Annotated in this window: 8 protein-coding genes; 2 read left to right on the top strand and 6 right to left on the bottom strand. The window is 72.9% G+C overall.

The genetic code is table 11. The annotated features are described in order from the left end of the window. Positions 1 to 118: 118 nt before the first annotated feature. The 6 genes from ACGF3J_RS08080 to glgX all read right to left on the bottom strand — a co-directional run bounded on the left by ACGF3J_RS08080 (position 119) and on the right by glgX (position 12108). Positions 119 to 2170, bottom strand: a complete 2052-nt coding sequence (locus ACGF3J_RS08080; RefSeq protein WP_393853644.1) for a M4 family metallopeptidase — start codon at positions 2168 to 2170, stop codon at positions 119 to 121. A gap of 291 nt (positions 2171 to 2461) precedes the next feature. Beyond that, positions 2462 to 4231: an ABC transporter ATP-binding protein gene (locus ACGF3J_RS08085; protein WP_393853645.1), complete on the bottom strand. Its 1770-nt coding sequence runs from the start codon at positions 4229 to 4231 to the stop codon at positions 2462 to 2464. After that, positions 4228 to 6000: an ABC transporter ATP-binding protein gene (locus ACGF3J_RS08090; protein ID WP_393853703.1), complete on the bottom strand. Its 1773-nt coding sequence runs from the start codon at positions 5998 to 6000 to the stop codon at positions 4228 to 4230. The genes ACGF3J_RS08085 and ACGF3J_RS08090 overlap by 4 nt, the downstream gene beginning before the upstream one ends. A 28-nt stretch (positions 6001 to 6028) precedes the next feature. Beyond that, entirely contained in the window at positions 6029 to 7900 is a 1872-nt protein-coding gene (locus ACGF3J_RS08095; RefSeq protein ID WP_161328037.1) for an ABC transporter ATP-binding protein, read from the bottom strand. Then, on the bottom strand, positions 7897 to 9738 hold the full coding sequence (locus ACGF3J_RS08100) for an ABC transporter ATP-binding protein (protein WP_393853646.1): 1842 nt from the start codon (positions 9736 to 9738) through the stop codon (positions 7897 to 7899). The genes ACGF3J_RS08095 and ACGF3J_RS08100 overlap by 4 nt, the downstream gene beginning before the upstream one ends. A 102-nt stretch (positions 9739 to 9840) precedes the next feature. Further along, entirely contained in the window at positions 9841 to 12108 is a 2268-nt protein-coding gene (gene glgX, locus ACGF3J_RS08105) for a glycogen debranching protein GlgX (RefSeq protein ID WP_393853647.1), read from the bottom strand. Positions 12109 to 12263: 155 nt separating this feature from the next. On the opposite strand from glgX, the gene ACGF3J_RS08110 reads away from it, so the two are divergent. Further along, positions 12264 to 13490, top strand: coding sequence for an Ig-like domain-containing protein (locus tag ACGF3J_RS08110; RefSeq protein ID WP_393853648.1), 1227 nt, complete (start codon positions 12264 to 12266; stop codon positions 13488 to 13490). A 140-nt stretch (positions 13491 to 13630) separates the two neighbouring features. After that, positions 13631 to 14830, top strand: a complete 1200-nt coding sequence (locus tag ACGF3J_RS08115) for an Ig-like domain-containing protein (RefSeq protein ID WP_161328033.1) — start codon at positions 13631 to 13633, stop codon at positions 14828 to 14830. The last annotated feature ends 60 nt before the right edge of the window (positions 14831 to 14890 follow it).

The raw sequence follows: 14890 nt of genomic DNA on the forward strand, positions 1-14890 counted from the left end.
AAGCGGCAACCTTCAGTGCGTATGGCCTTGGCAAAAAGAGGGCGGACGCGGGAGGGCGCCGCCCCGGGGATTCGAACCACCGGGACGGCGCCCTGACCGTGGGGACCCGCGTGCGGGCCTACGGGAAGGTGAGTTTGAAGGAGTCGATGTACCCGGTGTCGCGGGCCGCAACGTCCTGGACGCGCAGCTTCCAGGTGCCGTTGGCGGTCTCCGAGGATGCGTTCACCGTGTACGTCTGGTTCACGTTGTCCGCCGAGTCCGAGGAACTGGAGTTCTTCAGGCGGTACGCGGTCCCGTCCGGGGCCAGCAGGTCGACCACCAGGTCGCCGCGCCAGGTGTGCACGATCTCCACCGCTGCCTGGAGGTTGGCGGGCGCGTTGCCCGCCCGGCCGGTCACGGTGACCGACGAGGTGACGGCCGCGCCGTTGTCCGGGATCGCCACGTTGGCGGCGTTCTCGAAGGAGGTGCCGCCACCGCCGCCGCCGGAGCGGGCGCCGACGTTGATGCCGGCCCAGGCGTCCTGCACCCGCTTGTACTCGGTGCTGTCGGTGCCGTACAGCTCACCGGCGGCCGCGAGGGTGCCGGTGCGCGCCGCCGCGTAGTTGGTGTTCGAGGTGAACTTCGTGGTCAGCGCGCGGAACCAGATCTTCGCCGCCTTGTCGCGGCCGATGCCGGTGACCGGGAGACCGTCCGAGGTGGGCGAGTCGTAGGTGACACCGTTGATGGTCTTGGTGCCGCTGCCCTCGCTCAGCAGGTAGAAGAAGTGGTTGGCGGGGCCCGAGGAGTAGTGGACGTCGATGTTGCCGATGCCCGAGTACCAGGCGTCCTTGGAGGCGCCGTCCTTGCTCGGCTTGTCCATGTAGCGCAGCGGCGTGCCGTCGCCGTTGATGTCGATCTCCTCGCCGATGAGGTAGTCACCGACGTCGCTGGAGTTGTTCGCGTGGAACTCGACGGCCGCGCCGAAGATGTCGGAGGTGGCCTCGTTGAGGCCGCCGGACTCGCCGCTGTAGATCAGGCCCGCGGTGTTGGAGGTGACGCCGTGCGTCATCTCGTGCGCGGCCACGTCGATGGACGTCAGCGGGTTGGCGTTGCCCGAACCGTCGCCGTACGTCATGCAGAAGCAGCTGTCCGACCAGAAGGCGTTGACGTAGTTGTTGCCGTAGTGGACGCGCGAGTAGGCGCCCACCCCGTCGCCGCGGATGCCGGACCTGCCGTGGACGTTCTTGTAGTAGTCCCAGGTCAGCGCGGCCCCGTAGTGGGCGTCGGCGCCGGCGGTCTCGGCGTTGGAGGCCTGGCCGTTGCCCCAGACGTCGTCGGGGCCGCTGAAGAGCGTCCCGGTGCCGGAGGTGCCGCGGTTCAGGTTGTACGTCTTGTGGTTGCCGCGCGCGGTGTCGGTCAGCGTGTACGACGACCCGGACTGCGCGGTGCCCAGCGTCACCGTGCCGCTGTACATGGTGTTGCCGGTGCCGTTGTGGATCGCCTGGTACTCGAAGAGCTTGGCGCCGGTGGCGGCGTCGGTGATCACGTGCAGCTCGTTCGGGGTGCCGTCCTCCTGGAGGCCGCCCACGACCGTCTCGTACGCCAGCACCGGGGTGCCCTGCGCCGCCCAGACCACCTTGCGCGGGGCCCGGTCGGCCTCCGCCCCCTCGGCGCCGGCGGCCTTCGCGACGGACACGGCCTGCTGCTCCGCCTTGCCGGCGGATATCCCCGGCGTCACCGTGGCCGGCCTGATCGCCTTGGACGTGGCCTTCACGACCCGCTCGGTCTTCCCGGCGTCGCTGGTCACGACCAGGTCGCCGCCGAGGACGGGCAGCCCGTCGTAGGTCCGCTCGTAGCGGGTGTGCAGCGTGCCGTCGCGGTCCTTGACCACGTCGCGGACGACCAGCTTCTCCTTCGCGCCCAGGCCCAGGTCGCCGGCCGTCTCGGCCTTGGTGGCGTTGGCGTCGCGGATCAGCTCGGCGCGCTGGCCCGGGGTCAGCGTGACCGACTCGGCGCCCGGTGCGGGGGCCTGGGCGGGCGCGGCGGTGGCGGCGCCGGACTGCACCGCGGTGGCGATCAGCGCGGCGACACCGGCCAGCGCGACCGCCGCGGCACGCCGGTGCGCGACGCGGCGGGAGGGGGTGTGGGACGTGGTGTGGGAGGTGCGTCTGTGGGGAGAACTGCTGCTCAACACCGACTCCTTCTGCGTGGCCACGGGGTGCGCGGCCAGGGGAGACCGGTCGGCGGGTGGCCGGCCGGGCGGAACTGTGCGGTACGCAGAGATCACGTGCGGGAGCTGGTCGCCGCACAGCGCTCGTGAGGAAGCTGTGGGGGCGCTGTGAAGGGACCGACGGAAGAGTGGCAGGAGTACGCCCTACTTGTCAGGAGCGCGTCAGCAAGTTGGCTGGAAACGGTTCGTTGACCGGGAGTTCACGTTCGATAAACGGAACCGTCGCGTGCGGCCCGGCTACTGACTGCCCGGTCAGTCCCCGGCCGCCCGGCCGGACGGCTCCCCGTGCCAGGAACCCCACAGCGCCGCGTACGCCCCGCCGGCCGCCACCAGCTCCTCGTGCGTGCCCAGTTCGGTCAGCAGGCCGCCCTCCATCACGGCCACCCGGTCGGCGTCGTGCGCGGTGTGCAGCCGGTGCGCGATGGCGATGACCGTACGGCCCTTCAGCACCGCGGCGAGCGCCTGCTCGGTGTGCCGGGCCGTCGTCGGGTCGAGGAGGGCGGTGGCCTCGTCCAGGATCAGCGTGTGCGGGTCGGCCAGCACCACCCGGGCCAGGGCCAGCTGCTGGGCCTGCGAGCCGTCCGTGCGGTGTCCCTTGGCGCCCAGCTCGGCATCGAGACCCCCGGGCAGCTCCCGCACCCACGGCTCGGCGCCCACCGCGGCGAGCGCCGCCCACAACTCACCGTCCCCGGCACCCGGTTCGGCGATCAGGAGATTGTCCCGGACCGTGCCCAGGAACACGTGGTGCTCCTGGGTGACGAGCACGACCTGACGGCGCAGCCGCTCCGGACCGAGCGCGACCACGGGCACCCCGCCCACCGTCACCGAGCCCTCCGTCGGCGCGTCGACGCCCGCGAGGAGCCGACTCAGCGTGGTCTTCCCGGCGCCCGACGGACCGACGACCGCCAGCCGTTCACCCGGCCGCACCGTCAGGTCCACGCCGCGCAGCACCTCGCCGCCCCGCTCGTAGGCGTACCGCACCCCCCGGACGTCGATGCGGTCGTCCGCCGGAACCGCCGACCCGTCCGCCGCCGACCGCGGGGCGCGGGCCAGCCCCTCCACCCGGGCGAAGGACGCCGCGCCCGCCTGGAGCTGCTCGGTCCGCATCAACACCTCGTCCAGCGGCCCCGCCAGCTGCTGGAGGTACACGGCGCACGACACCACCGTCCCGAGGCTCACCGACCCGTGCGCGTGCAGGAACCCCCCGCACAGCAGGACGCCCGCCACCGGCAGCACGTAGGAGACGTCCACCGCCGGGAAGAACACGCTGCGCAGGAAGAGCGTGCGCAGCCGGGTGCGCAGCGAGACCTCCAGCGCCTCCCGGTTCGCCGCCACGCGCCGGCCCGCCAGGTGGAACGCCTCGACCGTACGGGCCCCCGCCACCGTGGCGGTGAGGGTCTCCGCCACCTCCGACGTCGCCGCGCCCTCGGCCAGGTACGCGGCCCGCGCCCGGCGCAGGTACCAGCGCAGCGCGACCCAGGCCGGCGTCAGCCCCAGCACCCCGACCGCGCCGAGCAGCGGGTCGAGCACGAACACCGCGCCCGTCAGGAACAGCGCCTGCACCGAGTTGACCAGGAGATCGGGCCCGGCGTCGCGCAGTGTCGTGCCGACGGTGGTCACGTCGGCGGTGCCGCGGGTCGTCAGGTCGCCGGTGCCGGCCCGCTCCACCACCGACGCGGGCAGCGCGAGCGCCCGCTCCACGTACTTCTCCCGCACCCGGGCCAGCGTCCGCTCCCCGAAGCGGTGGCCGACGTAACGGGCCCAGCGGGCCAGCAGCAGCTGGGCCAGCGAGCAGAGCAGAATGGCGAGAGCCATGCGGTCGACGGCCCCGACCCCGGCCCCGGCGCGCACCTGGTCGACGATCCGGCCCAGCAGCCAGGGACCGGCCAGACCGGCTGCGGCGGCGAGGCCGTTGAGGCCGAGGACGGTGGCCAGGGCGCGGCGGTCCTCGGCCAGCAGCCGGGCCGCGGCCCGCCGGACGTCGGCGCGTTCGGCGACGGGGAGCTGTCCCGCGGACGTCATCGGACCGCCTCCTCGTCCCGCGCGACCAGCGCGCGGTATCCCGGTTCCGTGGTGAGGAGTTCGCGGTGGGATCCGGTGGCGGCCACCTTGCCGTCGACCAGGAACACCACCGTGTCGGCGCGGTCCAGCATCAGCGGGGACGTGGACGCGACCACGGTCGTGCGGCCCGCGCGGGCGTCCCTCAGACGGGCCGCGACCGTTGCCTCGGTGTGGGCGTCCAGGGCGGAGGTCGGTTCCACGGCGAGGAGCACCTCCGGTGCGGTGTGGAGGGCGCGGGCGAGGCGGATGCGTTGGCGTTGTCCGCCGGAGAGGGTGTTGCCCTGGGCGGCGACGGGGGTGTCCAGTCCGTCGGGGAGGGACTGGAGGATGTCGTCGGCGGCGGCTGCGTGGAGGGCTTTGAGGTGCGCCGAATCGTCTGCCGGGTGCTGGTGTCGGGCGGCTGCGGGTTCGTCGTGGCTTGTCGCGCAGTTCCCCGCGCCCCTTGGGGGCGTGTCCTGATCGCCCATTACTTCGCGCAGGGCGCCCGCGAACAGGTCGGCCTCCGCCTCGGCGACCAGGATGCGGGAGCGGATCTGGGGGAGGGGGATGTCGGACAGCGGGACGTCGCCCCAGGTCGCCTCCGACGGGGTGTAGCGGCCCAGGCGGTCGATGACCTCGGCGGCGTCGGTGGGGCGGGAGCCGGCCAGGGCGGTCAGCCGGCCCGGGAGGACGCGTACGCCGGAGGCCGGGTCGTGCAGGGCCGAGGGCTCGGCGGGGGCGTCGCGGGTGCCGGTGACCGGCTCGGGCTCCAGGCGCAGGAAGGCGACGACGCGGCGGGCGGCCACTACGCCCCGGCTGAGCTGGTGGCCCATCTCGATCAGGAACGACACCGGCCAGCCCAGCGCGACCACGTAGCCGTACACCGACACCAGCTCGCCCACGCTGATGTGCCCCTGCACGGCCTGCCGGGCGCCCAGCCAGGTCACCAGCGCCAGGAACAGCACCGGCAGCCCCACCCCGAGGGCCTGGATCCAGCTGGTCACCGCCCCGACCCGGTAGCCGCGCTCGCGCAGCCGCTCCGAGTCCCGGCGGAACGCGTCCGCGACCAGGCCCTTGCCGCCCAGCCCGTTCAGCACCCGCAGCCCGCCCGCGAGGTCGCCGATGCGCGCGGTGAGCACCGACTGCCCCTCCCGGTACGCCGACTCCCGGCCCTGGAGGCGTTCCATGAGCGGACCGAGCAGCAACGCGAGCACCGGCACCCCGATGAGCACCACGAGGGCGAGCCGAGTGGACACCGAGAGCATCAGCGCGCCGACCGCCGCGTAGGCGACGACCGCCCCGACGCCCGGACCCACGGCCGTCAGCGAGGTGCTGATGGTCTGCACGTCGCCGACGCCGATGGTGACGACCTCCCCGGCGCCCACCTGTCCGCGCAGCGCGGCACCGAGCCGGGTGGCGTGCCCCACGACCACCTTGACCGTGCGGAAGTTGGCGTCCATGCGCACCCGGGTCATCACGCGGTGCCGCATCAGGCCCAGCCACGCGTTGAGGGCCCCGACGCCGACCAGCGCGCCGGTCCAGCCCGCCAGCGCGCCCGTGTCGCCGGGCTCCAGGCCGTGGTCGACGGCCCGTGCCATCAGGTACGGCGTCGCCGCCAGCAGCACCATCCAGGTACTGGCGAGCACCGCGCCCGCCGCGCAGCGCGGCCACTGCCTGCCGACCAGCCAGGCGAGGTAGCGCCAGCCGCCCCGGCGCTCCGGGGTGCCCGGGTCCTCGTACGCGTCGATCACCACGGCCGCCGCCGGCGCCGGACCGCCCTCACGCGAGACTGTCCCGCCACGCCCGGTGCAGATCCGCGAACCGGCCCGTGCCGCCGATCAGTTCGTCCGGGGGGCCGTCCTCGACGATCCGGCCGTGCTCCATGACCAGCACCCGGTCCGCGATCGCCACGGTCGACAGCCGGTGCGCGATCACCACCGCCGTACGGCCCTTCAGCACCGTCGTCATCGCCCGCTGCACCGCACGCTCGCCGGGCACGTCCAGCGAACTGGTCGCCTCGTCCAGGATCAGCACCGCCGGATCCGCGAGCAACGCCCGGGCGAACGCGACCAGCTGCCGCTGACCGGCGGAGATGCGGCCACCGCGCTTACGGACGTCGGTGTCGTAGCCGTCCGGCAGCGCGGCGATGAAGTCGTGGGCGCCGATCGCCTTCGCGGCCCGCTCGATCTCCTCCCGCGTCGCCTCCGGCCGGCCGATCGCGATGTTGTCGGCGACCGTGCCGGAGAACAGGAACGCCTCCTGCGTCACCATCACCACCCCGCGCCGCAGCTCGGGCACCGCCAGGTCGCGCAGGTCGACGCCGTCGAGCAGGACCCGTCCGGCGGAGGGGTCGTAGAACCGGGCGAGCAGCTTGGCCAGCGTCGACTTGCCCGCGCCGGTCGACCCGACCACGGCGACCGTCTGCCCGGCCGGGAGGGTCAGCGCGAAGCGCGGCAGCACCTCGCCGCCGGTGCGGTAGCCGAAGCTCACCGCGTCGAAGACCACCTCGCGGCCCGGGTGTTCGGAGACCGCCGGGGGCAGCTCCTTCGGCGCGGCCGGTTCGGGCACCGAGGGCGTCTGGGCCAGCAGCCCGGCGATCTTCTCCAGGGAGGCGGCCGCCGACTGGTACGAGTTCAGGAACATGCCGAGCCGGTCGATCGGGTCGTACAGCCGCCGCAGGTACAGCACCGACGCCGCCAGCACACCGAGCGCCAGCGTGCCGCCCGCGACCCGGTAGGCGCCCCACAGCACGATGCCCGCGACGGCCGTGTTGGCGACCAGCCGGGACCCGACGACGTAGCGGGCCATCTCCAGGAGGGCGTCGCCGTTGGTCCGCTCGTGGCGCCGGTTCAAGGCCGCGAAGTCGGCGTCGTTGGCGGCCTCCCGGCGGAAGGCGCGCACCGGACGGATGCCGTTCATCGTCTCCACGAACTTCACGATCACCGCCGCGATCGCCGTGGACCGGTGCCGGTACACCCGCGCGGCGCGCCGCTGGTAGAGCCGCACCAGCGCGTACAGCGGCACGAACGAGGCCACCGCGACCGCGCCCAGACCGAGGTCCAGCCAGAGCAGCAGGGCCGCGATGTAGACGAAGGAGAGGATGACCGTCACCAGCTCCTGGAGTCCCTCGTCGAGCAGTTCGCGCAGGGATTCCACGTCCGTGGTGGAGCGGGAGATGAGCCGGCCCGAGGTGTAGCGCTCGTGGAAGTCGACGCTCAGCGCCTGCGCGTGCCGGAAGATCCGCCCGCGCAGGTCGAGGAGGACGTCCTGGCTGACCCGGGCGGCCGCCGCGATGAACGCGTACTGGAGGCCGCCCGCCGCCAGCGAGCACAGCAGGAAGCCGGCGCCCACCGCGACCAGCGGTCCGTGGTCGTCGTCCCGCAGCGCCGGCACCGCGTGGTCGATGGCGTACGCCACCAGCAGCGGGCCCGCCTGCACCGCCGCCTGCTGGAGCAGCAGGAGGACGGTGGTCAGGGCGACGCGGGCCCTCAGGGGCGCCAGCAGGGAGCGCAGCAGGACGCCGGTCGCGCCGGGCGGGCTGGGCAGGACGTCCTGGTCGAACAGGTCGCCGTCCGCGCGTGCCCCGCTCCCGGCCGGGTCCACGCCGTCCGGCTGCTCCCGGTCCGGCGCGGTGGCCGTGGGCGCGGTCATCGGGCGTCCTCCTTCTGGAGTCCCCCGGGCGCGTCGGGCATCTCGTGCCCGTCGAGCCCGGACATCAGGTGGGCGTACTCGGCGTTGCCGCGCAGCAGTTCGTGATGGGTGCCGACGGCGGCGATCCGGCCCCCGGAGAGCAGGGCGACGCGGTCGGCGAGCATGACGGTGGAGGGGCGGTGGGCCACGATCAGGGCGGTGGTGTCCGCGAGCACGTCGCGCAGGGCCGCCTCCACGGCGGCCTCGGTGTGCACGTCGAGGGCGGACAGCGGGTCGTCCAGGACGAGGAACCTCGGCCTGCCGACCACGGCCCGGGCGAGCGCGAGGCGCTGGCGCTGGCCGCCGGAGAGGCTGAGGCCCTGCTCGCCGACCTGGGTACCGGTGCCCTGGGGAAGCGCGTGCGCGAAGTCGGCCTGCGCGACCGACAGCGCCCGGTCCAGCGCCTCGTCGCCGGCGCCGTCGCCCGCGCCCATCAGCACGTTCTCGCCGACGGTGGCCGAGAAGAGGGTGGGCTCCTCGAAGGCCACGGCGACCATCGAGCGCAGTTCCTCGCGGGACAGCGCGGTGATGTCCTCGCCGTCCAGCGTGATCCGTCCGCCGGTCACCTCGTGCAGACGCGGGACGAGCGCGGTCAGCGTCGTCTTGCCGCTGCCGGTGGCGCCGACCAGGGCCATGGACTCGCCGGGGCGGATGTGCAGGTCGACGTCGGTCAGGAGGGGCGGGGAGCCGGGGGCCGCGTCGGGGTACCGGAACCGGACGTGCTCGAACCGGAGGCCGTCGGCCCGCTCGGCCGCGGGCGGTCGCGCCGCGGTGGGGGCGGTGTCGCCCTGCGTCTCGACATCGGCGTCCATCACCTCGAAGTACCGGTCCGTCGCCGTCGCCGCCTCCTGGCTCATCGCGAGCAGGAAGCCGATGGACTCCACCGGCCACCGCAGGGCCAGCGCGGTGGACAGGAACGCCACCAGTGTCCCCGCCGACAGCGACCCGTCCGCCACCTGCACCGACCCGACCACCAGCGCCGCCCCGATCGCGACCTCCGGCAGGACGACGATGACGGCCCAGATGGACGCCAGCAGCCGCGCCTTGCGCAGCTCCGTCCCGCGCAGCGTGTGGGACAGCTCGTGGAAGGCCCGCGCCTGGCTGCGGTGCCGGCCGAACCCCTTGATGATCCGGATGCCGAGCACGCCCTCCTCGACCACGGTCGTCAGATCCCCGACCTGGTCCTGCGCCTTCCGCGCCACCTCGGAGTACTTCTTCTCGAAGATCACGCAGGTGACGATCACAGGGATGGCGGGCCCGAGGACGACCAGGCCGAGCGTCCAGTCCTGGACCAGCATGATGCCCACGCCGACCAGGATCGTCACCCCGTTGACCAGCAGGAACGTCAACGGGAAGGCGAGGAACATGCGCAGCAGCATCAGGTCGGTCGTCCCGCGCGACAGCAACTGCCCCGACGCCCACCGGTCGTGGAAGGCCACCGGCAGCCGTTGCAGACGCCCGTACAGGTCCGCGCGCATCGCCGCCTCCACGCCGGCCAGCGGACGGGCCACCATCCACCGCCGCAACCCGAACAGCAGCGCCTCCGCCAGCCCGAGCAGCAGCAGGTACAGCGCCCCGAGCCACACGCCGGCCGGATCGCGGTCGGCGACCGGCCCGTCCACCATCCACTTCAGGACGAGGGGGATCACCAGCCCCACGCAGGAGGCGGTGATCGCGACGCACGCCGCGGTCGCCAACCGCACGCGCACGGGGCGTACGTACGGCCACAACCGCGACAGCGAGCGCACGGTGGAACGGTTGCCGGAGGAGTCCGGGGCGGGAACGGGTGTAGTGGGCATCAGCAGCGAGCCTACGGTTCACCACTGACACTGCCCAGCGAGTTTCTCGCGCGCACGGGGGTCGTACGGGGGCATCCCCCGCCGGACCGTCCGCCGTCCGCGCTACCCCGCCCGCAGCAGCAGGACCGTCCGCCCCGCCACCCTGACCGGCGCTCCCGCCGGATAAGCGGTTTCCGGCGCCCCGGTCTGGTCCTCACGGCCGGTGTCGACGAGCAGTTCGTACCGCTGGGCCCACGGCGGCCCCGGCAGGACGAAGTCGGCCGGCGTCTCACCCGCGTGGAGCACGGCCAGGAAGCTGTCGTCGGAGATCGCCTCGCCCCGCTCGTCGCGGCCCGGGATGTCCCGCCCGGACAGGTACATGCCGAGCGTGGCGGCCGGGGCGTACCAGTCCCGTTCCGTCATCTCCGTGCCCCGGGCGGTGAACCAGGCCAGGTCGCGCAGGCCGTCCGCGGAGTGCGCGCGGCCGGAGAAGAAGGCCCGGCGGCGCAGCACCGGATGCCGGTGGCGCAGGGCGATCAGGCGGGAGGCCAGCTCGAACAGGGGGCGCCACTCCGGGTCCTCCAGCAGGCTCCAGTCCACCCAGCTGATCTCGTTGTCCTGGCAGTAGGCGTTGTTGCTGCCGCGCTGGGTGCGGCCCATCTCGTCGCCGGCGACCAGCATCGGCACCCCGGTCGACAGCAGCAGCGTGGTCAGCAGGTTGCGCAGCTGGCGCCGCCGCAGTGCCCGTACGTCCGCGTCCTCCGTCTCTCCCTCCGTACCGCAGTTCCAGGACCGGTTGTCGTCCGTGCCGTCCCGGTTGCCCTCGCCGTTCGCCTCGTTGTGCTTGCGCTCGTAGCTCACCAGGTCCCGCAGCGTGAAGCCGTCGTGCGCGGTGACGAAGTTGACCGAGGCGTACGGCCTGCGCCCGCCCCACGCGTACAGGTCGCTGGAGCCCGACAGGCGGTAGCCCATCTCCCGCACGTCCGGCAGCGCGTGCCGCCAGAAGTCCCGCACCGCGTTGCGGTAGCGGTCGTTCCACTCCGTCCACAGCGGCGGGAACGCGCCCACCTGGTAGCCGCCCGAGCCGACGTCCCACGGCTCGGCGATCAGCTTCACCCGGCGCAGCACCGGGTCCTGCGCGATCACCGCGAGGAACGGGGAGAGCATGTCGACGTCGTGCATCGAGCGGGCCAGCGCCGCCGCCAGGTCGAAGCGGAAGCCGTCCACGCCCATCTCCGTCACCCAGTACCGCAGCGAGTCGGTGATCAGGCGCAGGACGTGCGGCTGGACGACGTGCAGCGTGTTGCCGCAGCCCGTGTAGTCGGCGTACCGGCGGGCGTCGGCCTGGAGGCGGTAGTAGCCGCGGTTGTCGATGCCCTTCAGGGAGAGCGTCGGACCCAGCTCGCCGGCCTCCGCCGTGTGGTTGTAGACCACGTCGAGGATCACCTCGATGCCCGCCGCGTGCAGCGCCCGCACCATCCGCCGGAACTCGCCGACCTGCTCACCGGTGGTGCCGGAGGCGGCGTAGGCGGCGTGCGGGGCGAAGTAGCCGATCGAGTTGTAGCCCCAGTAGTTCTTCAGCCCGCGGTCCAGCAGATGGCTCTCGTGCGCGAACTGGTGCACCGGCAGCAACTCCACCGCCGTCACGCCCAGCCGCGTCAGATGCTCGATCGCCGCCGGGTGCGCGAGGCCCGCGTACGTCCCGCGCATCTCCTCGGGGATACCCGGGTGCAGCTTGGTGAAGCCGCGCACGTGCAGCTCGTAGATGACCGAGTCCGCCCACGGCGTCTTCGGCCGCCGGTCGTACGTCCACTCGTCGTCGGGACCGCCGTCGTCGACCACGACACCCTTCGGGACGTACGGCGCCGAGTCCCGCTCGTCGCGCACCGTGTCCGCCACCCGCTGCTCCGGCCAGTCCCGCACGTGCCCGTACACCTGCGGCGGCAGCCCGAAGTCGCCGTCCACGGCGCGCGCGTACGGGTCGAGCAGCAGCTTCGCCGGATTCCAGCGGGCACCGGTCCACGGGTCCCAGCGGCCGTGCACCCGAAAGCCGTATCGCTGCCCCGGCAGGACGCCCGGCACGAAACCGTGCCAGATCTCGTGGGTCAGCTCGGTCAGCCGCACCCGGCGCTCCCCGCCCCCGGGCCCCGGCCCGTCGAACAGGCACAGCTCCACCGCCTCCGCCCCGCCGGCCCACAGCGCGAAGTTGGTCCCCGCCACCTGGCCGGGGCCGGTCCGGAAGCGTGCGCCCAGTGGCACCGGGGTGCCCGGCCAGGCCGGCACGGTGGGCGGCGGTGCGGCACGTCGGGCGCCGTTGACCACGACGGAGGGGCGCGCGTCGTCGGCGGCCCGATTCCCGGCCACCGCCTCCTGCTCGGCTGCGCTGGACACCTGTCAGCCTCCCACGGCTCATGGAACGACGTCCGGCAAGAGGGCGTGCGGCGTCCCGGCCGCTGCTCCCCGTCGCGTCGTCCTCCCCACAGTTCTGCCCACCGGTTGGCTCGCACTCACGTTTCCCCAGGGCGGGCCGGTCGTTACGGGTGGATGTGAGGCACGTACATGGGCGCGCACGGCGCGCGGGGGCCGCTCTGGCCGCCGTACTGACATGGGCAGGACTGCTGGCCGGGGCCGCCGGATGCACCTCGGACGGCGGCGGCATCGGCGGGGTGTTCGGCAAGCCACCCGCCGCCGAGGACGTCATCCGCGTCACCCCGGACGACGGGAGCAAGGCCGTCCGGCCGGAGAAGAAGCTGTCGGTGCGGGTGCCCGACGGACGGCTGGAGTCGGTGAAGGTCGTCAGGTCGCAGGACGCGCAGGAGACACCGGTGCCCGGCCGGATCTCCGACGACGGACTCAGCTGGCGCCCCCACGACGACCGGCTCGCCCTCGCCGCGAAGTACACGGTCGACGCCGTCGCCCTCGACGGCGCGGGACACCGCTCCGCCCGGCACACCACCTTCACCACCTACGTCCCCGAAGAGCGCTTCATCGCGTACGTCGCCCCCGAGAACCGCTCGGTCGTCGGCACCGGAATGATCGTCTCGCTGGAGTTCAACCGGGAGATCACCGACCGCGCCGCCGTCGAACGGGCCGTCTCGGTGACCGCGAAGCCCGCCGTCGAGGTCCGCCCCCACTGGTTCGGCAAGGAACGCCTCGACTTCCGCCCCGAGGAGTACTGGGAGCCCGGCACCGAGGTCACCGTCGACCTCGGCCTCCGCGACGTCGAGGGCGCGCCCGGCGCCTACGGACTCCAGCACAAGAAGATCTCCTTCACCGTCGGCCGCGGCCAGGTCTCGCGGGTCGACGCGGCCGGCCGGACCATGGAGGTGCGCCGGGACGGCTCCCTGCTCGCCACCGTGCCGATCACCGCGGGGGCCCCGTCCACCCCCACCTACAACGGCAAAATGGTGATCACCGAGATGCTCGACGTCACCCGCATGAACAGCCGCACGGTCGGCTTCGGCGGCGAGTACGACATCCCGGACGTCCCGCACGCCATCCGCCTGACCAGCTCCGGCACCTTCCTGCACGGCAACTACTGGGCGCCGGAGGACACGTTCGGCCGGGCCAACGTCAGCCACGGCTGCATCGGGCTGCGCGACGACAAGGGCGGCGGCTCCGACACCCCGGGGGGCTGGTTCTTCGACCGCAGTCTCATCGGCGACGTCGTCGAGGTGGTCAACAGCAAGGACAAGACGGTCGCCCCGGACAACGGGCTCGGCGGCTGGAACATGGGCTGGAAGAAGTGGACCGCCGGGAGTGCCGTGAAGTGACCCCGGCGCCCGGCGCCAACTCGGTACGGAACAGTGACATTTCACCAGTCCCCTGACCCCCTGGCCTGCGGTTACGATGCGCCGGTGCGCGCGGGCGCACCGGGGTGCGGGCCGGACCAGGCCCGGCGAGGGGAGACAAGTTGAACGTGCGTCCGATATCGGGGGCGGTGCTCGCCGTGCTGATGCTGGCGGTCACCGCGTGCGGCGGGGGCGGATCGGGCTCGGGGGGCGGTGCCGGGAACGGCAAGGGCAAGGACTCCACCGCGGCACAGAGCAAGCAGTCCGAGGCCGTCGTCACCATCGCGCCGAAGAACGGGGCCAAGGCCGTCGACACCAGCGGCGCGCTCAAGGTCGCGGCCGCCGACGGCAAGCTCACCGAGGTCGTGGTGAAGGACGCCGAGGGCGCGAAGGTCGACGGGAAGATATCCGGGGACGGCGCCACCTGGACGCCGTCCACCCATCTGGCCGCCTCCACCACGTACACCGTGCACGCGGTCGCCAAGGACGCCGAGGGGCGTTCGGCGGCCGAGGACTCCCGCTTCACCACGCTGACGCCCGAGAACACCTTCGTCGGCACCTTCACGCCGGAGGACGGCTCGAAGGTCGGCGTCGGCATGCCGTTCTCGATCCGCTTCACCCGGGGCATCACCAACCCCGAGGACGTCGAGAAGGCCATCCGCATCAAGACCGAGCCGGCCGTGGAGGTCGCGGGCCACTGGTTCGGCAACGACCGACTCGACTTCCGGCCCGAGAAGTACTGGAAGCCCGGCACCAAGGTCACCGTCGACCTCAACCTCGACGGGGTCGAGGGCCGCGAGGACGTCTACGGCAAGCAGGCCAAGACCGTCTCCTTCACCGTCGGCCGCAGCCAGGTCTCCGTCGTCGACGCCAAGAAGCACACGATGAAGGTCGTCCGGGACGGCAAGACCCTCAGGAACATCCCGGTCACCACCGGCTCGCCCGGCTACGAGACCTGGAACGGCCAGATGGTCATCACCGAGCGGCTCGCGGTAACCAGGATGAACGGCGAGACGGTCGGCTACGGCGGCGAGTACGACATCAAGGACGTCCCGCACGCGATGCGCCTGTCCACCTCCGGCACCTTCATCCACGGCAACTACTGGGGCGGCGACGCCTTCGGCAACCGCAACGCGAGCCACGGCTGCATCGGGCTGCGCGACGTGCGCGGCGGCTGGGACGAGAAGGCGCCGGCCGCGTGGTTCTTCGAGAACTCGCTGATCGGCGACGTGGTCGTGGTGAAGAACTCCGAGGACGCGACCATCGCCCCGGACAACGGCCTCAACGGCTGGAACATGTCCTGGGAGAAGTGGAAGGCCTGAGCCTGCCGGCAGCAGAGCGCGTACGGCCCCGGTGTCCGCCTCCGTGTGAGGTACGGCACC

The sequence above is a fragment of the Streptomyces sp. NPDC048171 genome (assembly GCF_043202655.1).
Classification (GTDB): domain Bacteria; phylum Actinomycetota; class Actinomycetes; order Streptomycetales; family Streptomycetaceae; genus Streptomyces.